Annotated in this window: 18 protein-coding genes; 6 read left to right on the forward strand and 12 right to left on the reverse strand. The window is 42.0% G+C overall.

The features are described from left to right. Positions 1-235 precede the first annotated feature (235 nt). From ACHUFZ_RS01735 to ACHUFZ_RS01745, 3 genes are read left to right on the forward strand one after another with little or no spacing between them, the layout of a single operon-like run. Positions 236-619, forward strand: a complete 384-nt coding sequence (locus ACHUFZ_RS01735; protein WP_394125839.1) for a PepSY domain-containing protein — start codon at positions 236-238, stop codon at positions 617-619. Between the two features lie 13 nt (positions 620-632). Continuing rightward, on the forward strand, positions 633-1,292 hold the full coding sequence (locus ACHUFZ_RS01740; RefSeq protein WP_394125601.1) for a response regulator transcription factor: 660 nt from the start codon (positions 633-635) through the stop codon (positions 1,290-1,292). Beyond that, positions 1,282-2,622 carry an ATP-binding protein gene (locus tag ACHUFZ_RS01745; RefSeq protein WP_394125602.1) on the forward strand — a complete coding sequence of 447 codons (1,341 nt, stop codon included), beginning with the start codon at positions 1,282-1,284 and terminating at the stop codon, positions 2,620-2,622. The genes ACHUFZ_RS01740 and ACHUFZ_RS01745 overlap by 11 nt, the downstream gene beginning before the upstream one ends. Positions 2,623-2,710: 88 nt before the next feature. Here ACHUFZ_RS01745 and ACHUFZ_RS01750 read toward each other — a convergent pair whose 3' ends face one another. The 9 genes from ACHUFZ_RS01750 to ACHUFZ_RS01790 form a co-directional block, all read right to left on the reverse strand. Then, positions 2,711-3,352, reverse strand: coding sequence for a lysophospholipid acyltransferase family protein (locus tag ACHUFZ_RS01750; RefSeq protein ID WP_394125603.1), 642 nt, complete (start codon positions 3,350-3,352; stop codon positions 2,711-2,713). A 6-nt stretch (positions 3,353-3,358) separates the two neighbouring features. Continuing rightward, positions 3,359-4,291: a phosphatidate cytidylyltransferase gene (locus ACHUFZ_RS01755; RefSeq protein ID WP_394125604.1), complete on the reverse strand. Its 933-nt coding sequence runs from the start codon at positions 4,289-4,291 to the stop codon at positions 3,359-3,361. Next, on the reverse strand, positions 4,285-4,992 hold the full coding sequence (locus ACHUFZ_RS01760; protein WP_394125605.1) for a CDP-alcohol phosphatidyltransferase family protein: 708 nt from the start codon (positions 4,990-4,992) through the stop codon (positions 4,285-4,287). The genes ACHUFZ_RS01755 and ACHUFZ_RS01760 overlap by 7 nt, the downstream gene beginning before the upstream one ends. A gap of 166 nt (positions 4,993-5,158) precedes the next feature. Next, positions 5,159-5,917 (reverse strand): DUF2931 family protein, encoded by a 759-nt coding sequence (locus ACHUFZ_RS01765; RefSeq protein ID WP_394125606.1) that lies wholly within the window; start codon positions 5,915-5,917, stop codon positions 5,159-5,161. Beyond that, positions 5,895-8,000 (reverse strand): T6SS phospholipase effector Tle1-like catalytic domain-containing protein, encoded by a 2,106-nt coding sequence (locus tag ACHUFZ_RS01770; protein WP_394125607.1) that lies wholly within the window; start codon positions 7,998-8,000, stop codon positions 5,895-5,897. Before ACHUFZ_RS01770 ends, ACHUFZ_RS01765 begins: the two co-directional genes overlap by 23 nt. Then, positions 7,997-8,779: a DUF4123 domain-containing protein gene (locus ACHUFZ_RS01775; RefSeq protein WP_394125608.1), complete on the reverse strand. Its 783-nt coding sequence runs from the start codon at positions 8,777-8,779 to the stop codon at positions 7,997-7,999. Before ACHUFZ_RS01775 ends, ACHUFZ_RS01770 begins: the two co-directional genes overlap by 4 nt. Continuing rightward, entirely contained in the window at positions 8,779-10,833 is a 2,055-nt protein-coding gene (tssI, locus tag ACHUFZ_RS01780; protein ID WP_394125609.1) for a type VI secretion system tip protein TssI/VgrG, read from the reverse strand. The genes ACHUFZ_RS01775 and tssI overlap by 1 nt, the downstream gene beginning before the upstream one ends. A 187-nt stretch (positions 10,834-11,020) precedes the next feature. Then, positions 11,021-12,292 carry an LssY C-terminal domain-containing protein gene (locus tag ACHUFZ_RS01785; protein WP_394125610.1) on the reverse strand — a complete coding sequence of 424 codons (1,272 nt, stop codon included), beginning with the start codon at positions 12,290-12,292 and terminating at the stop codon, positions 11,021-11,023. A gap of 17 nt (positions 12,293-12,309) precedes the next feature. Continuing rightward, entirely contained in the window at positions 12,310-13,038 is a 729-nt protein-coding gene (locus tag ACHUFZ_RS01790) for a glycosyltransferase family 2 protein (protein ID WP_394125611.1), read from the reverse strand. Positions 13,039-13,377: 339 nt separating this feature from the next. On the opposite strand from ACHUFZ_RS01790, the gene rplY reads away from it, so the two are divergent. The 3 genes from rplY to ACHUFZ_RS01805 all read left to right on the forward strand — a co-directional run bounded on the left by rplY (position 13,378) and on the right by ACHUFZ_RS01805 (position 15,628). Continuing rightward, positions 13,378-13,656, forward strand: coding sequence for a 50S ribosomal protein L25 (rplY, locus tag ACHUFZ_RS01795; RefSeq protein ID WP_394125612.1), 279 nt, complete (start codon positions 13,378-13,380; stop codon positions 13,654-13,656). A gap of 413 nt (positions 13,657-14,069) precedes the next feature. After that, positions 14,070-14,213 (forward strand): hypothetical protein, encoded by a 144-nt coding sequence (locus tag ACHUFZ_RS01800; protein WP_394125613.1) that lies wholly within the window; start codon positions 14,070-14,072, stop codon positions 14,211-14,213. 281 nt (positions 14,214-14,494) lie between these two features. Continuing rightward, positions 14,495-15,628 (forward strand): patatin-like phospholipase family protein, encoded by a 1,134-nt coding sequence (locus ACHUFZ_RS01805; protein WP_394125614.1) that lies wholly within the window; start codon positions 14,495-14,497, stop codon positions 15,626-15,628. Between the two features lie 28 nt (positions 15,629-15,656). Here ACHUFZ_RS01805 and ACHUFZ_RS01810 read toward each other — a convergent pair whose 3' ends face one another. The 3 genes from ACHUFZ_RS01810 to ACHUFZ_RS01820 all read right to left on the reverse strand — a co-directional run bounded on the left by ACHUFZ_RS01810 (position 15,657) and on the right by ACHUFZ_RS01820 (position 19,687). Further along, the gene (locus ACHUFZ_RS01810; RefSeq protein WP_394125615.1) at positions 15,657-16,616 is read right to left on the reverse strand and encodes a ComEC/Rec2 family competence protein; all 960 of its coding nucleotides are present in this window, start codon (positions 16,614-16,616) and stop codon (positions 15,657-15,659) included. A 356-nt stretch (positions 16,617-16,972) separates the two neighbouring features. Next, a complete protein-coding gene (locus ACHUFZ_RS01815) occupies positions 16,973-17,836 on the reverse strand; it encodes a phage integrase N-terminal domain-containing protein (protein WP_394125616.1) in 864 nt (287 codons plus the stop codon). Positions 17,837-18,397: 561 nt separating this feature from the next. Then, a complete protein-coding gene (locus tag ACHUFZ_RS01820; RefSeq protein ID WP_394125617.1) occupies positions 18,398-19,687 on the reverse strand; it encodes a hypothetical protein in 1,290 nt (429 codons plus the stop codon). Positions 19,688-19,774 lie beyond the last annotated feature (87 nt).

Genomic DNA, 19,774 nt, shown 5'->3' on the forward strand with positions numbered 1-19,774 from the left:
GCTTGAGAACAGTGATAACAGGATGATGAATCTGCACAGCATTGGGGAAACCCGCCTAAGTAAATTAACATTCGATAAACAAACGCTGAAATAATATCCTCATCAATATTAAGAGTAAGTAAGGCTTTGTAAGCACCACCACCAATTCCATTACACAGCGCACAAAACTGTTCATTCACCATTCATCTTTATTGGATTAAACTGGTTGTGTTCAATAACCAGAGAGTTTCCCGTGATGAAGCGCCTATACTTTTCTCTAATACTCTGCGCCTTTTGGCTTCCTAGCCTAGCTACCGCTTCGCCCGATCAAGATGGCCACGCACTGGTACAAGATGTTCACAAACCAGGTGCTAGAATTGAGTTTGAAGAAGACCAAGATGAGGTCTATGAAGCGGTAAAGAAAGGCTATATCAAGCCATTCTCTGAGATGTATGCTGCTGTAGAGCGCGATCTGCATGGCCGAATTATTCATGTCGAACTTGAAGAAGATGATGATATCTGGATTTACGAACTCAAGATTAATCATGATAACAACATCATCAAAGTTGAATACAACGCAGAAACACTCGAAATGCTGCAAATCAAAGGTAGAAACCTTAAACAAGCACTAAAAAAATAGAAGATAAAAGCTTATGAAAATTCTTGTAGTGGAAGATGATCCGCGCCTAGGCGAACAAATTGTTGAAACTCTGGAGCAAACTGGCTGGGTACCAGAACTCTCTCAAGATGGCATCGATGCATTATACCGAGCCACATCTGAAGAGTGGGATGCCATCGTCCTTGATTTAGGTCTGCCTAAACTTGATGGCTTAACGGTTCTTAAAGGTATCCGAGACGAAAACATTAACACGCCAGTTGTGATCCTAAGTGCCCGCGACACACTCACCCAACGTGTTGAAGGGTTAAATGCCGGTGCTGACGACTACTTGACTAAACCGTTTGAAATGGTCGAGCTTAGCGCCCGCATACGCGCCCAATTGCGCCGCGCTTCGGGTAATGCCTCCCCTGTTATGCAAATTGGTAATCTGAGCTTAGATACCCGAACGTCAAAAGTAATGTGGCAAGGTCAGGCAATTAGCCTCACGGCTCTCGAATACAAGGTTGTTGCTTACTTCATGCATAACCCTGAAAAGGTCATTTCGCGTACAGAATTGGTTGAGCATATCTACAAGCAAGATTTTGATAGAGACTCAAACACCATCGAGGTTTTCATTGGCCGAATCCGCAAGAAAATTGCTCCGAAGGTGATCAAAACTGTTCGCGGTCTAGGATATCAGCTTAATGCCGAATAATAAGCGTACCCTGCTTAAACGCCTAAGTTTAAAAAGCCGCCTGGTACTGGCGGCTATCGTTTGGTTAACCGCGATGGTCATTGCGGCGGGTGTTAGCGTGCCAACCCAAGTATTTAACTACATGGTTGACGATACCAAATCTCAGCTCTCTATCTACATGGATGAGATTTCGGCCTCTCTCGAAGCTGATGAAAAAGGCGCACTGACCCTTACCACCAACCTTTCTGATCCTCGCTTTAACCGCCCTTACAGTGGGCTTTACTGGTCAGCTAGAACTGATGCCGATTTACTGCGCTCACGCTCTTTGTGGGATCAAAAAATTGAAGCAAAGAAAGGCATCAAGAAAGAGTACTTTGGGGCGAGAGACGAAAAGCTCATCTACCTCAAAACAACCCTCTACTACCCAGACTACGATGGCCCAATTGAAGTCTTGGTCGGCATTGATGAACAACCGATTGAAGATACGGTGCGTGATTTGATGAGTCAGCTTTGGATCATCCTCGCCCTACTCTACTTCGGCGTACTGGCTGTGATCATGCTACAGGTTCAGTGGTCGTTGCATCCATTGACCAAAATGCACAACGAGCTCTCACAGCTTCGCTCAGGCGATAAGAAACAGCTCGAAGAAGATTACCCAAAAGAAGTCGCTCCTGTTGTTTCTGACTTGAATGCGTTGGTGTTTCATTATCAAGAGTTACTAGAGCGAGCTAGGCATCATGCAGGCAACTTATCTCATGCGTTAAAGACTCCGTTGTCTGTGCTTAAAAATGAGATTCATAACTTTGACAGTGACACTCAGAAGCTACTTCAGCCGCCTGTTGATCAGATTCAGAGTCAAATTGATTACCACTTAGGCCGTGCTCGTATGGCTGGGTCTAAAAACATCTTGGCGGTGCGTGCTAACCCTTCTGAACGTGTCGACGCAATTTCTATGGCATTTGATAAAGTCTACGCCTCGCGAGAAATCGCCCTCATTAACGAGCTTGATTCTGATATCGAAGTCGCCGTTGATAAAACCGACCTCGACGAAATGGTGGGCAACTTACTAGAAAATGCTTACAAATGGTCTTCAAGCATCATTCGGGTTCATTCGCAGCAAAGTAAAGAAGGCGATATTGATATCATCATTGAAGATGACGGTCCGGGTATCCCTGATGACAAAATTCAGCAAGCGGTTAAACGTGGCGTTCGCCTAGATGAAACCACACCCGGCACGGGTTTAGGCCTAAATATTGTCAGTGAAATGGCCCACAGCTATCGGGGAGTATTAACCCTCTCGCGCAGCTCTATGGGCGGGTTAAGAGCGCAGTTGACGTTAAAGCTATCTTAGTCCTATAAGTCACAAAGTAAGAGTTCACAAACAAAAACACCTGATATTTATGGTCAGGTGTTTTAATTCTTGAGCTAGTAATGTACTGCTATTCAACTTGAACAATGCACTGCTTGGTCAACTGCTGATATTGGTCCTGCATAGTTTCAACAAACTCATTAGCATTGGCAAAATCACTAATGCTATCGCCCAACACAACATCACAATTAAATGGCACAAACATCGCCGTTCCTTTAGGCAGAGATGCCCCTAATCCGCGCATTACAACGGGGATAACTGAGCACTGTGGATGATCTTTCACTAAGTGATAAATCCCCTTTTTCAGCCCACTCATCACTTCAGGCTCACCGCGGCTACCTTCTGGGAAGATAATCAATATGTCCCCTTGCTTGAGAGCCTTGTGGCACTCATCAAAGATCGCTTCTTTTTGCTCTTTAGACGGTGATCTGCGTATTGGAATAATGCCAATCACATTGAGCGATAACCAAGCGACGATTGGATTAGATAAAAAATAATCCGCTGCCGCTACTGGGCGAACCTTATGAATGATACTGATTGGAAATAGCGCCAGTAACACCAATGTATCTAAGTGACTATTATGATTAGCAGCAACGACAACTGGCCCATTCATAGGTAATTTTTGTCTATTGATAATGTTCAAACCTAAGCCGATAAACACAAGTGGCTTGACGAAAAGCAGTATAAATAAAACTCTGAGTATTCTCGCCATAAGTCCTCAATAGTACAGATAATAGATATAGTGGAAAAACAGCGGCGCAGTAAACATTAAGCTATCGATGCGGTCGAGAATTCCGCCATGCCCGGGGATAAACTGGCTGGTGTCTTTGATCTTTAAATCTCGCTTCACTGACGAGATAACCAAGTCGCCAATAAAACCACTAAAGGCAATGATTACGCCTGCAACTAAGCCTTGTACTCCTGTCAAAGGCGTTAGATATGGAGCAACGAAATACGAAGTAACAATAACCGTTAGGGCTCCCCCTATAAAGCCTTCCCAAGTCTTATTCGGACTCACTTTCGGAACGATCTTATGTTTGCCAAACGACTTACCCCATACATATTGGCAGACATCATTAAACTGAGTAAATATCAGCAAAAATAGCAGCATTCCCATTGAGCCCGCATCGGGATTCAAACTTGGCAGCACCAATAGATAAGCCATGTGACTAATACAAAACACCGTTAGCATCAATGCCCAGTGAATCACACCTGCCGAGCGAATAAAGCCTTTGGTATCTCCTATCAACACTGCGACCATTGGTAGATACAAGAACATGTACACAGGGATAAAGATGATGTACACGCCATACCAACCAATGGATAACCAATAGTATTGGAATGGAATCGAAAGGTAAGCCCAAAAGATAACTCGACGGTCCGTCATGCGAGTGGGCACAATGGATAGGAACTCTTTAAGCGCCATAAAGCTTAAGAAGCCGACGAAGAAGAGCGTGTATTGCAAAGGCAGGTAGAGAACAACGAAGACGATTCCTATCATCCACCACCACGAACGGATTCGAAGCTTTAACTCTAAGTAATCACGATCTCTGTGCTGCCTCGATAGCCATAGATAGACAAGCGTTCCTAGCACCAAAATCGAAACGATAACGACCATGATATAAAACGAATGTAATGGGATACCTAACATTGTGGTTCCCTCTCATTTGGCTGAGCCTCTTCACTCGCATTTTGTGTTTTATATTCAGAGATAAAAGCAAGGCGTCGCCAGGTGGTATAAATACCGCCTAACAGCATAATCAGCAGTGCCACATCCATGCTGTAAATGAAGATAGTGGGCAACCAACCAAATACATGCTGTAAGAACAAAAGCAGGTAAGTGGCCGTTAAGAGTGCCATACGATGCTGCTTCGCCATAGGGCCACGAAAATCAGCTGGAGTCCCCATGCTTACACCTAGGACTCGGACATAAGCAGTCAACACCGCCACTATCGCGCTAGTCCAAGCCAACGGCATACCAAATACCGACTCTGTTGCAAAACCTGCTGCGACAATAAGCAGGGGGTCGGCAATGCGATCTGGTACATCATTATAGAGCTCACCTGCTGGGGTTTTCTTTCCACCCTCAATCGCGACCATGCCATCGAACAAATTACACAATAAACGCATCTGTATAGCAACGGCCGCCAATAGCAGCAGATAGCTATCTGACAAAAAGTGGTAGGTCAGCATTACGCTGTAGCCCACGAGGGCAAAGCCTATGCTCATTAATGATATTTGATTAGGGGTGACGTTTTTATTACTTAACCAAATCGCCACTTTGCGAGTGACGGCGACATCACGAACAGCAAGCGGTCTTCGATTATTTTCTTCAATTGGGTCCTTGTCCATGAAACCTCTCCGAGATAACTGATTTGCTGAATAGCAATATGCAATTTGGTGACATTATAACCATGCAAACTCACCCTAAGGGCGTAATGACCATTAGAGTGAGTTATTTCAATCGCATTTTTATGAATTGGGAAAAAAGTGTCGTTATTCGCTACTTGGTATTGCGTTAGTTTAGCTCTGTCACTTCTACATTTGAGTAGACCTTATTGACCTTATCCCAAGGGATTGGGTCTAAAGTCGCGCCTGCTTCTTCTGCTCTTTTCTGAATTGTTGTAAGGTACGAACGTTTTTTATAATCTTCCGCACTAAAGCCCTGCGCGTCTTTATCCATTACTTTTTCTGGTTTTAGCTCCGTGAGATAAATTAACTCTCCGCAACCTTTTAAAAAGACCTTTGTTTGACCATTTGGTAAGAGGCCAAAGACAAACTCTGTGCGATAACATGAATCAACAATGAAACCATCCTTTCTCTTATAGCTTACCACCTCAGAGCTCAACTTCTTTACATCATCCGTTAACCTATATTTTGTTTGATAAAACTTGTTATTTATCAAAGATGTCCAGTATAGGCTAATATCATCAGGGAGCTCATTTACTGCAGAAATCTGGCGATTTCTCATCATTGTGAAGTTGCTCAAAGGTAACCCATATCCGTCATATGATGGTAACCAGTCCTGAGCATCCTCTAACTCACTTGATGAGAAAAACTGAGTATAGTTGTGGATGGAAGAGACCCACTCACTATCTTTGTTAGTGCCATATGCCTGTGTAACAAAAACAGGGTAAAAAGAAGGCATTGATACACTCACTCGCCACTTTGAATTTGGGGCGTATGACGCCTGCGCTGTACAAGCACTCAAAAGTGTCGCTACTGTTACTAACAACGTTGATTTTATTGACACTTTACTTTCCTTCTTCGCAATCATAACTTGCTCGCATATAGAGTTCTTGCTTTTCATCATAAAGAGGCTTAAACGCCATGCTATCATCAGACGAATGGTGTACTAAATTGAGATCTAAAAATTCCTGTCGTCTCTCTTGGTTTGATAGCATCTCTATTAACTCATCATAATTACCAAGTTTTGCGCACTCCAAAACTTTTTCATTCAGTTCTTTAAATTCTGAACTATTGTCGCTAATTACATAATGAGGGTTAGTCGTCCAAGTCGAGTCTTCATCATTTACAAACGGTACTTTATGAAATAGGCACAAACCGTACATAAGTCGAAGATATAAGCGTGATAATTCTCCCTCAACAGCTCGCTTAATATACAAACTTCCGGTAACTATTTGTCTATGGTCTCCCATTCGCCTAAAAGAAAGCTCAGGCTCTGAGTAATGCTCACTACCCCAGCCTGTTTTCTGATCTAATAAGCGGCATTCATCCAACTTATTGCATACGTATTTTATCGCCCGCTTTTTTTCCCCGCTATTGGAGAATGATCGGCTAACTCTCTTAATTCTTTTCTTTTCTAGCAAAGGTAATAAATAATCTTTGTTGCTGTAACTCATCCTACATTGATACCCGCCACCAATATCAGAGTGTGCTCCTGGTAACTCTAACTCCTTAAAATGAGTTGCTGTATTTAACCTATTCAAACTGAAGTTATACCTACATTCAAGTGTAGGGTCAGCCGTCAAATGTACAGCGTTCCTCACACGCTCCGGGTCTAACCACAAACGAACTTTCCCATTATCTGAGTGAGTACTAAAATCGACGTCGAGTAAGGTTTCAGAGTCTAAAGAAAATAGATGAACAACTGATGCAACTGTATCAAACAGACCTGCGAACGTTATTTCACAGCTAGAGCTCTCCACAGAGGATTCTCCCCAATTGAAACTAGAGCTCAAAACCAGATTATTCCTTTTACACGCTTTATTAAAGGCTTGAACAAACTCTCCACCTTCACCGTCGAGTACAACATTAATAAAATGCCGTGCAGCAGCAGCTCCTCGACTAAAACCAAAAACATCAAATTGAAGTTTATTGATTCCGTCATAGGTATCAGATATATCTCCTGAGAAGTCAGCAATACTCTCCTCTAGCTGTTCAATACCAGTTGTTACTTTAGCAGTGACGCCATATTTGCCAATACCTGTCCCTTGGCCTAGTAGCGACTCATCAGCTGGTTCAATCGCCTTGCTATTACCAGTCCCAATCCCCGTTATATACTCTGAATGTAAGTACGTAAGTTTGTCCTTATCAAATTTTCCGCTCAAATATAGATCATATAACTTCTGTATATTGGTCAGCTCGTTTGTCGCACTACCCTCAACAGTTTCTGTATCCCCATCATCACCAGTAAACAACTTCTGAAAGAAGCCTTTCTCTTGCGGATAAGCAAAGCAGTCATCCGACAGCTGAGTTATAGGGATGCTATTTCGAGAAATACCTGTACGAGAAGCGATATTCTCACATTCCGCCTCATACTTCGGGCGCCACTTGTAGTAATACTTATCTAACTCTTTCTTACCCCATTCTGCGCTGTAGGTATTGTTGCCGGTACCATCGAAGAACATCCCGACACGTAGGGTGATAAAGTTGAAGCCTCTTACCTGTAACACGTAGCTTTTGTCAGTAATAAGTTTAAGTGAGTCAGCTTTGCCTTTTTCATGGCGTGCTGGTAGTGATTGCCCTTCGGCGAGTTCGGTTAAGTCTCCGGCAGTGATTTCTAAGAACTGCGGTTTAGCACCTTCCTTATTCACGTACTCATTGGCGAAATCAGCCGTAGGTTTCGAGTCTGTATTTGGCTTATGCTCATCTTTTTGTGATTCTAATAACCACTGCTCACTGTCTAAGTTGAGCAATACAGGGCCGGAGGCTAATCCTTCAAGGTAGATAGGCTCTTCGCCTAGCGTAACGCTGAACTCATTACCTGCTGAATCAGTAAGCGTTCCAGAAACACCATTAAACGGCTGATTAAATTCATCTCTTACAAACATTTCGATCCAGCGATTACACTGCTCGCACGGCAAAAAGTAAGGGCTACCGCCTGTTTCAATACTCATGTCCAAACCTCTTTCAGGGTTTCAAGTTCTTTAAGCTCTTCAAGATTTAAATGAAAGGGCTGCGACAATTCACTCAGGTGTGTTTGGGTCTGGAGTGTCACCTCAACCAAAACACAGGCCTCCATTTGCTCTTGTGGATAGCCTCTTTCCTGTGCTTTTTTCAATGCATTCAGAATCACATCATTCGGGTTAGCTAACCGCTCCATCATCTTAGGGAAAAGATTCCACCATCTTCGTTCGATGGACTTGGCGTGAGTATTTTCGTTATATAGAGCCGTCAGGTGATGCGGTTGAACCTTCCACCATGTTTCTGTGCTTAGCGTAAAATCAACCTTAGATTGGTTGATGTAACAGGCAAGAGACTCGTTTGCGATGGCAAGTTGGTCGATATTACCTAGCAAACTGTTTACTTCACTCTCTTCCATTGCAAGCAGCATTGGCCCAATGACTTGCTTATCGTAAAAGCGAAACATCACTTCCTCACCTTCATAATAAGCAAGTAGTAAACTTCGTAAGTGCTCGATAAGCTGATCAAATTCAGCTGCGCTTTGAATACCTATACCGAGATCTAGTACGTCACTTTTCACACTGAGCAACTGCTCTGAGACGGGTACTAACCATGGTGATAACGCTTGCGCTGACTCGAACATAGCCCCAGAGAAAAGAGGTACAGAATCGTCAAACCCAAAACCAGACTCTTTAACCGCTTGCTGATGAGTATTCACGTCGGCCAACCAATAATAATTGCCTTCACTCAATTGGAACCATTCTGATAGCATTATTTAGTCCCTTCCTGCGGACAAGGCTTAACAAGAGGAATACGACTCTCTTCAGCTAATAGCAAGGCTTGATGACGGACTGACTTTGCAACTTCTGGTGCCGCGGGAGCCTCTACCCCGTTTGGTAGACTAGCGATTAGCCCACTGTACGCACTCCCTTGCCCAGCGCTACCACCAGCATTAAGGTTAATTGCAGGGCCACTTAAGCTAACACCACTTCCATCAACCGTGACAAAGCTTCCTCCCGCTTTTAAGGTAATTTCAGCGCCGGCTTCAACAACGATCTTGGCCCCAGATTTAAATGAGATTTCTCTGCCCGCTTCAGCGCAGATTTTTTCACCTAACTGTTGATTAAGATTGCTATCAAGGACTTCATTCATATTGCCTTTGATGTTCACTCGGCTTTCGCCATCTATCGTTAGATGTTTGTCTTGAACAATCTGCCCAAACTGATCGTTCTCCACCAGTAAATGATGATCATTGTGAACAACCGTATTCACATCATTTTTTACCTTGGCCTTAAAGTCTTTTTGCCCGTGGATATATATCTGTTCACGTCCTGCCTGATCTTCAAAACTCAGCTCGTTAAAGCCGCTGCCTTGGTAGGTTTCTGTCCTAAAGACCGTTTTAGTTTTGTGCTCTGGCAATTCATAAGGCGCAGGGTTATTGGCGTTGTAAGTTCTGCCCGTAACAATCGGTTGATCAGGATCGCCATTTAAAAACGAAACGATGACCTCTTGACCCACTCTTGGCAGCGCGACCATTCCATATTGAGAGCCCGCCCAACTTTGTGAAACTCGCACCCAACAGGAGCTATGCTCGTCACCATTAGAGTATCTATCCCACGGAAAATGTAGTTTCACCCTGCCAAACTCATCGGTATAAATGTCTTCACCTTCAGGCCCTACGACCGTAGCAATGGATGAACCATCAGCGATCGGTTTTAACTGAGGCAATAACTTCCACTGCTTCGATGCGGGAATAAGGAGTAATTCATTGTGGTACGTTGTTGCTCCCACACCGCCTTCTTCCTCCAGAGCTTGTGGTTGCTCGGCTTGAACAATCACGGACACCACTTGCCAATCTAGGCATACGTTTTGATCAATATGCTCAGACAAGGTAAAGCGCATACCCGCTTTGAGTCGCATCTCATCACTGCTTGCCTCTGCGATATGGCTATAACGGCGCAAGGCTTCTAGACGTGTTTGACTTAAGTTTTGGCTCAGATCGCCATTTTGGTGGTCTCCAAGAAAGTCGAAATGCTGATAGCTTTCCATATCTTGGTAGCCTTCGTCATTTGCCCGTTGCTGATCAGAGTACCGATAAGAAGGTTTAAGAAAGCTGTGCTCATTTAACGTGACGTCACTGACCTCAAACTGCTTGGTCTCTTTCAAGCTCGATACACTCGTACTGTCTGCTTCTCCCCCTGAAGCGGGTGCATAACAAATCGCATCATCAAGCTTGGCTAAACTTGTGCTCACGTCACTAAACACCACTCGCCCTTGGCCTTGTTCATGGTCAAAGCTGTAAATCATTCCTTCTTCGCTCATCAGCCTATGAATGAAGTCCAGATCGGTCTCTCGGTATTGAACACAGTATTCGCGCTGAGGGTATTCTTTTTGAAGTGAAAAGGCATAATCCGAAATCCCCATCTCTTGCAGTAGAACAGAGATAATTTCAGGCGCAGACTGATACTGGAAAATACGGCTATTGTGTCGTAGAGATAAGCGCTCTAATGAAGGCACAAGTTGAAGAGAGTAGAAGGTATGGTGGTGGCCCGTATCCCCTTTGGAGAAAGCTTTAACAATCCCAAAGGTCGTACGTTCTAGCACTCCATTTCGACGCAACTCTAAGCGTACATTTTGATCGATAAGAGTATCAGGTTCGATATCAGAACGCCTGCTAGCGAGATCGATTTGGTAGTGATAGCCACAACATAACTCGTTCGCCTGAGTGAGGTCATTCGAGAGTGATTCAATGCCACTAAACTTGTGAACAACAAATGCTTCCTCGTCGACGCCGTCAACGATTATATGGAATTTAAGCTTTGGCATAGTTCTCCCTTTGCGATACTCATAAGCGCTCTAACTAGAAACAAACTTATGGTGTCAGCAAAGTTAGTGCCATTTCCCCATTCACTGGAGAGCCCCTACATATGGTGCAACAGGCTGAAAACTAGGCAAACAACTGCCCAAAACAAAGCAATAAATCACTTACGGGCAGCTTTTAGAGGGTTACGAATTACCAATCAGACACAAGCAAAATTCGACCGTCGGTATAGTAGTCATGCTCTTCATCAAGGGAAACAGGAGGCTTGAGCAGCGCGAGTTCAACTTGCTTAGAAGGGAGCTGTGTGCTGATTTGATCGGCAAACTTATCACGCTCGGCATCCACATTAGGGTCAACACTGTGTAGCACCGTGACAATTCCCGAGTATGGCGTTAGCTGCAATCCATCATCATAGCTTAGCGCTCCGACCCAAAACTTCTGTTTATTCACCGAATCGATACCCGCTTGCCACCAACGTATATGGCTGCGTCTCATTAAGTTACCGGGTAACTGAAAGGCCATCTCTTGCGGGATTTCATTCCAGTAAAGATCAGACACCGGCGGCGTTTTATCTCTCAGCAAGCCTATATAATCTAAAAATTCCAAGTCATTTCTGGAGAAGGTTTTGTTCTCTATCCAGCCCAGTTCCAGCATTAGATTTCTCGGGTTTTCACCATAGTAGAAAACATTGACTGCCTGAGCATCAAATATAGACGACTTCCCTGGATAAACCTTGAATGACACATTGGTTGGTTCAATTTCAGTTTGAGCGATGAGTTCAGTCTTTGCGTTCGCCTCTAGCTGGTAGTCATCCGCATAAAAGAAAAAATGAGCATAGTTGGCATAGAGCATCGACAGCACAAACACCGCTGTAAACTTAGTAAATAGAAAGCGCCAACGTAGTTTTCTGCCAATTAAATAGAATGCACCACTGATACAAATCGCGATGATGCTAGGGATATGTTCTGCGGCAAACGTTTGAACTTGAGCGATTAACGGAAAACGCTCGACGCCATAAGATAGCAAGTATCCCCATGCGACAAACTGTGTCACGCCAAGCACAAGGCCAATACTCGAGAAGAGTGAAAATCTTTGCCATGTGATCTTCTGTGTACCTGCGATAAAAGGCACAACCCAAGCCACTGGCCCTAACAAGCGTGCAAAAGCCAATACGTAATTGCCCTTTTTGAACATTAAATGTCGGCAACGTGCAATTGGGCGCCTCGTCTTAGGTTGCCACTTTATCAGCCTTTTTTGCGCAGGCATCCCTAACTTTCGCCCAATAAAATAGCTCGCTTGATCGCCAATAAAACCGCCGAGTAATACAGCAAACACCCCTGTTACTACCCCTTGGTGTAACTGGTATCCCGCCGCAATTAAAAAAGGCTCACCCGGAACAAATAAATTGGGGCCAATCAGTGCGTCCAATAAGGCCCCGATGAATAAGCTGAATCCTTCAAACATCGTCAATCACCTAGCAATTATTGCTCTTTGTAGTGACCGAATTTGTATTCCATTTCGTTGTTTCGCATCTCGCCATAAAAGAATCGGCGGATGTTCGCTTTAAGGTAGGTCGCCCCCATCTTAAACACACCTTCTTGATCGAGTCTGCGTGGATCAAATCCAAATGTGAGGTTAAGGAATCGAAAACGCCAAGTCTTACTCGCGCGTTTCACATAATCACAGTCTTCACACAAAACAATCTCTTCATCGAAGCCTTTAAGCTGTGCGTGTACTCGCTTGGTTGAAAAAATACATGCACCAACCGCCGTAGGGAACACAAACTGTGTGACAAACAATCCTAGGTTAAACAAGCCATAACCCATTTTATGTACAAGTGGTAGATTTTTCGCACCCATATAAACGCCGGCGACTTCAAGCTGCTTCTCTTCTAGCTGGCTAATCGCATTGGCCAAGAACGTCGGAGAAAGCTGCACATCGGCATCTAGAAACAGTAGGCGTTCATGCTTAGCCAGCTCAGCGCCGGTATTACGCCCTAAGCTCACTCCGCGTGTTTCCATTTTATGTACAGTCAGCTCTGGTAATGACGCCTCGTAGGCTACGACAACCTCTCTGGTTGCATCATCACTGTTTGAATCAACCACAATGACTTCAAACTCTTTGTGCGTCTGTTTACTGAGGTCTTCCATTAAGCGGCCGATTCTTTTCTCTTCGTTTAATGTGATAACAACAATACTTACTGGGCCCATGATATGCTCCTTATAATCTTGAATAGACAGATTTGGTTAACTTGGTATTCAGATTACAAGGCGCTAACTTAACCCGTCGTGAGGGCTTTATTCAGATCCGGTTCATTTACTCAGTTTTGCTTACTGCGAGAAGAGTTGAATCAAAGTTAACCGATTGATTCTATTTGCCCTTAAAATAGGGGCTAAAAGGCGATTATCTATTGCTAGAATGGGGATTGAGTGATAGTATCCGCGCTCGCTTACAGAGTTACTACCAATTTCTCTTGAGCGTTTACCACACATGACAAGGTCGCATTGTTAGTGTGAATATGAATATCTTAATTTTTTGAGAGTAATACTATGAAATTTGAAGCAGTAGTACGTACTGAACTAGGTAAAGGTGCGAGCCGCCGCCTACGTCACGCTGGTAAATTCCCTGCAGTTGTATACGGCGGTGAAGAAGCAGCAGTAGCTATCGTTCTTACCCACGATGAAGTTATGAACCAAATGGACAAGCCTGAATTCTACGAAGCAATCACTCTAGTGATTGACGGCGCTGAAGTTAAGGTTAAGCCACAAGACGTTCAACGTCACGCGTTCAAGCCAAAAGTTGAGCACATGGACTTCATCCGCATCTAATTCCCTACCAGGAATTAATTCGGATTAAATCCAGCCTTTTGCATATAAGATAATCGGCGTTACCATCCGAGAAGTCTAAAAATTCGAAACCCCGATGCTACCAACATCGGGGTTTCACCGTTTTTGAGCCTCCAAAAACGCTCTCAATTCTCTTCAACTTACTGAAATTTATCCACTTTACCTGAACCCACTATAACCACATCATTTTTGGGTGGATTAAGTGTGGACGAATAGTGGACTTATACAGTAGTTTCTCTCTCAACTATCTTAGACCCATTTTCACCACGACTCAAATTACTGCCCTGCTTCCCCTACTTTATTCTTTAACTCTAGAACATATCTTAAAGTGCCTCAAAGAGCCCCTCTCAAGCTTCCGAGCAAATCCTACATCAGTTGTTATACTTTCGATTAAATTGCTTTCTAGCGAGGCTACAGAAATAGATAAAAAGACTTTTACCGAGCAAGAGCTACTCGAAGGATTAGATGCTTATACTGCGCATGCTGATGAGTTAGCGGAGCTAGTTGACGAAGAGGTGGATATGGATGACATCGAGTAATCATTACACCAATTATTCAACTAAAAAGTTCATCTGACTTATATTTACATAGTCTCATCAATAGTCATTCATCTACTCAGAGCTTAATAGTTCTTCGCCCAAAAGAGCAAGATTGAGGTCAGTTCTGTGAGTCATTTACTTTTCGAATTTTACGTATCATATAGAACTGGATACAACTGAAAAGGCTAAATTATTTATGAATGACAAGAATTAATCCGTTAATGATAGATAGTAATTTGTTATAGTATTACGAGAAATTAATCTATCGTAGAGGTTTATTGATGCATAGTGATGAGAAACCCTTAGCTTTATGTTTGTCTGGTGGGGGAATAAGAGCGATGGCATTTCATGCTGGTGTTATGAGATCTATAGCAAAATCTGGAAAATTGGAGAATGTAAAATACATATCTACTGTTTCTGGTGGCAGCCTATTAATTGGCATGATTTATTCACAAAACAACCACAAATGGCCAGACAGTCAAACTTACATCAAAAAAATTGAACCTAAAATAAAAAGTATTCTTACAAAAAACAGCTTAGTATTAAATTCATTTTTTCGTTGCATTAATCCGCTCAATTATCGCTACTTACTCTCACGTTCCAACATTATTGCTCAATCACTGGAATCTACATGGAAGGTTAATGGCACCATAGGAAAGATAAATGGCGATCCAGAATGGTCAATAAATGGAACCTCTTTAGAAACTGGTCGTAGGTTTAGGATTAAAGGTATAAGCGGTGGTGACTATAAACTAGGATATTTTGAAGATGAGAATTTTCCTTTATCCCAAGCAATAGCCATGTCAGCTGGTGTGCCTGGTGTTATTGGCCCTTTAGTCATCAATGCAGAAAAATTTAACTGGCACCAACTTAATTATCCGACGCGGACAAAAAACAAGATACAACCTAAATTTAAAAAACTCCACATTTACGATGGCGGAATTTACGATAACTTAGGGACAGAACAGTTTTTTGACATAGGAAAACAAAGGTTAAAACCTTATTTTGATAACTGTGAACTGATTGTTTCTGATGCTGGTAGCCCATTCTCTCTCTCTGCAAGTGCTGGAAAACTGAACCCTAAGAGATTATTAAGAGTAAATGACATCATGATGGATCAATCAAGATCTCTCAGAGTAAGATCGTTAATGAATTATTATCTTAATAAAAGAGGGGCAGGAGCTTATATTAGGCTCGGTGACTCTTCTAATGAAGTAATAAAGCTTTACTCCCTTAATTTACCTTTCAAAAGCCAACTAACGGAAGGTGATATATCGCACGCATCAACCTACAATACAACACTATTTAAAATGCCAGAAAAGTCTTACAATATACTAAGCGCTCATGGTGAGGAATTAACATCAATACTAAAAGATGGAAAGAGGTTGTACTCACAGAAAAACCAACCTCTTTAATAAAACCACCAATGAACCTAGAATAACATTACCTTATTCTAGGCTTTCTGCTTCTTGCAGATATAGTATCATTATTTTGGGACAAAAATTTCTTTTTCTTTGAAATTCCATTTTTTACCGATGATACTTTTTCATTTTTTGATATTAGATTTTTTATCTCGTAATCACCCACATGACGCCCCGTTGATGAGATAATAACATCGCCAGTCTTCGTAGTGAAAATTGGAATTTCAAACTCATGTAATAGCTCTCTAATTTCCTTTTTTGGATGTTCATATTGATTATCATAATTTGAACTACAAATAGCAAACTTAGGCTTTACTACTCTTAAAAATTTATTTGTTGTAAAACCGTTGTCTGCCCCATGATGAGCCAATATTAGTATATCCACTTCTTTTTTCATTGAACTACAATTTAAAAGATACGATGAAATAGAAGAGGATTCAACGTCTCCAAGACTAGCAACATTAAAAGATCCACTTCTAAATAATTTTACGGTAGAGTTGTCATTAGGAGAGTTTAAGTCTATTTTTTTCGGGTGAAGGATAACATCTTTATATTTAAAGCTTTTGGCTGGCTTTAACGAAGTTATATATTTTGGCGTTATTTGCACAGCCACTTTTCTAGTGGAATTAGGGTTTTTATTTTTAAATCTACGCTCAAAGCTCTTGATAATTCTTAATGATTCCTTCCCGCTATCTGTATGAGGAGTGTAACCTGGATACTGAATCAAACTTGGTTTTAAGTCTTCCATTATTTTGCTTAACTCGCTAGGAGAGCAATGATCAACATCCCAAGATGTTATATGTAAACAGGTTATTCTATCTACTCCGCATAACTTAAGCTCCTCCTCAATTGATGGCTTATTTGCCTCATTATATCTGGCTTCTATGAGAGTAAAAGATTCACTATCAAAGTATGAAAATGATGAACCTTTTGAGCTCAATCTATAAGCTCGAAACCTTGTAAATTTTGACAGTGCTGACATTTTTTACCCTATGATAATGCTCATATTGAGCTGTCAATTCAGAAGAGTTGGAGAACACTACGACGCTTATTCTCTTATGAAAAATCACATCCTTTACTGTCCAAGAAGACAGTATGCGCTTTATTTGATATAATTACAATCATTTCTCATTTTTATCAATAGTTTATGAGAGTTGGACTTTGTTTTGAAAAACAAGCGTATCGGGAGTGGTAATACAAAATCTAATTGGGTTGCCTTCAAGTCAATTATAATCCGGTGAAATTAGTTTATTTAGACGCTATATTGATGAACGAACTCTTAAAAGTGTTCTAACCTAGAACACTTTTAAAATCAGTTGTTGGGGTCTAACCGCTAATTCAACGCCCTAGATAAACCGCTGTCACTTCCTCTCGGCCATGTCCTAGCTCTTCGCTTATGATCATTCTGGCTTCATAGTCACGCTGCTTGTCTGCACCACTCAACCCTTTCGTTGAAGGGCCTCCCGCAGCAGGAGCACTTTTACCCGTCAACTCAAGGTATCGCTGGTGCGCATACGCATGTCTTAGGCCATGTGCACGCTCTAGCCCCATTTTGATACACGCTTGTTCATATCTACCTAAATGAGTTTTATACGTGTCCTTTTTCGGTATTAATGAACCATCCCCCACCCACTTTTTTATCGAGTCGATGAGTTCACGCTGCGCTTGGGTTCTGATTGGTACGGCTCGGGGTCTAGCGCCTTTCGTTTTAGTCAGGACTAGGTGATCTCCTTTATCCGAAAAGCGCAGTATTATCTTCATGCACTCTTCTCGGCGAAGACCAAAGGCGGCCTGTAATCTGAAACTCGCTTCTAAATAGCGGTTATTGAGCCTAGATAACTGCTCATCTGATATTTGACGGGACCGATTGATGTTTGTAACGTAGTGGCGCTTTTCAATACCGAGAGATGCATTGTTAGCGGGTATAAGGCCAGGCTTACCAATTTTTTCTGATAGCCATCTTAGGTGAGACATTCGGTTTTTTATTGTACCTGCCGATAAGCCTTGCGATTGCCAATGAGTTAACAACTTTACGGCGTGTCGACGGCCAAAATTTTTTAGCTCTAAGTTTCGTACATTTAGCTCTTTCAGTTGACTGTCCACCAACTTGAGCACTTTCTTTCTCTCTGCTTGAGTGGCTTTTGAGCCGTCTGGGTTTCGGTGTAATAAACGGGTAATTTGGAAATAGAAATTAGTAGCCATGCGCTAACCCTCTTCTTGTTAAATGAAAAATAAAGAGCCGTCCGTTGTCGGCTCTTTCTCTTGTCATTCGAAGGTTCTTATTTCACGGGTGCAGTAGTTAGGTATCAATGCGATTTCAGATTAGTGTTGTTACTCCCGTTCATTTCGACAGAACGCCTATCACTTCTTTGAAGCAATTAGGTAATGAAGTGAGACTACTGTGCGGTCAGAAATTCCGAACAATTGAATGACTGTAAGCCATGTGCAATTGCTTAATCCCCAGAAGCCCTTAGGGCTAGTGAGATAAGAATGCGCTGGTAATTAATTGGTTTCTTTTACAAGTAGGCTATGCAGCAATGGCTGCGTATTTAATTCCATTTCATTGTGTGCGATGAGCGTTAAGTATTCAAATTTGGTGACGCTCTCAGCGTCAGTTTTGTTTCGGCGTCATTCGCCGGTAATTCTGAGATTCGACTCGGAAGGTAGTAATGGTGGGCGATGTCCGTCCTGTCACTCCATGTTTGGAGTGACAGGACTAGCAATTGGATTGCTAAACGCCTTACGACATATGAAGTATTTCTCTTACACTAAGTGAGGTTTAATACCATTTAGTAACTGTGTAAATTGAGCGCACTTAGAAAAGCTATCTGCATAAATATACTGGTCGCCTGATAAAGTTGTGTGCCAGTTTTTCCACCCTTTATCTAAATATCGTTGTTTCGTACTGATCGGCCTCGTTTTGCTTCCTTCAAATGGGTGTTTAAAGGTATTATTATTACCAAAAGAGCTTACCACAACATGCTTATTCGGTGCTTTAGGAATCGCTCTATGAGGCATGTCTCCCCCGTGATGAGGAGTTATTACAGCTGAAATATCGTAGTCTCTTAAAAAGTCCTTACATCGGCTAAATGGAGCATCTCCAGTATATATTGCATTCTTTTCACCATTTTTACTGCTTTTTACAATACTAACCAAACCACTGTAGTTTCTGTTTTGACTTGTGGGTAATTTATGAACATCAATCAATGACGTTTTTACGCTTTTTAGCCCTTTCGGCCATATATTTAACCTTGATTGATTGCTTAGTTCTTGAGCGAACTTAAGGTGTGATATCCCTAAATTCTTTTGCTCTGGTACTAGCCATTGTGTCTCTCTGACTGCAGCTTGAACCTTACCTGAAATCCAGTGATCCATATCCCAATGACATAACACAACAGGAACACTTTCAGCGGGTGACAATGTTAGAGTATTAGGATACGTAGAAGAATTGGCAACAACTCCACCTCCCAACGCTAGGTATAAGATTTCCTGTGGATTATGGGGTTCAACACCACATTCTCTATCTATTAAACATATCGAATTTGCACTTCCTTGACCTACATTAATAACACGCAGCCAATAATCAATACCGGGGTCTAAGGTGGAAAAAGACAATAGATCTAATATATCTTTTTCTGTGGCCAAAGAATTCGAATAGCCTTCAATATTTCTCAACTGGTAAATATTTGTTAGTTCTTTTGATTTCTTATGTCTTTTTTTATATTCATGAATATCCGCAATTTTTATGTCTATCGGTTCTTTTTCTTGGTAACTATCAAATCTTAATGCATCGATATAGTCATCTTCTTCTGAGTTGACATGGACCAAAATTTCATACCAACATTCTTGCTTGAAAGTTTTTATGTGTGATGGCAACTCGGAACGATTAATTTCAAGTAATATTTGCGCACTTACAACTTCTAGAAAATTGAATCTTTTATTAGAGGCTTGTCCCTTATGATAAGATGTATTTATTGCATCGAAAGTAACGCTTAAGCTATCTCCACTGACATCATAACGTTCGATTCGTGCATAGTATGTTTCTTTTTCCATTTATAGCCTTATGCTTGATTAGGGTTCTCTAAGACTAAATCTTAAAGACGTGTCAAATAAATAGGTCTGTTATAGTGCTAACTAATG

The organism is Vibrio hepatarius (assembly GCF_043642085.1).
GTDB classification, from domain to species: domain Bacteria; phylum Pseudomonadota; class Gammaproteobacteria; order Enterobacterales; family Vibrionaceae; genus Vibrio; species Vibrio hepatarius_C.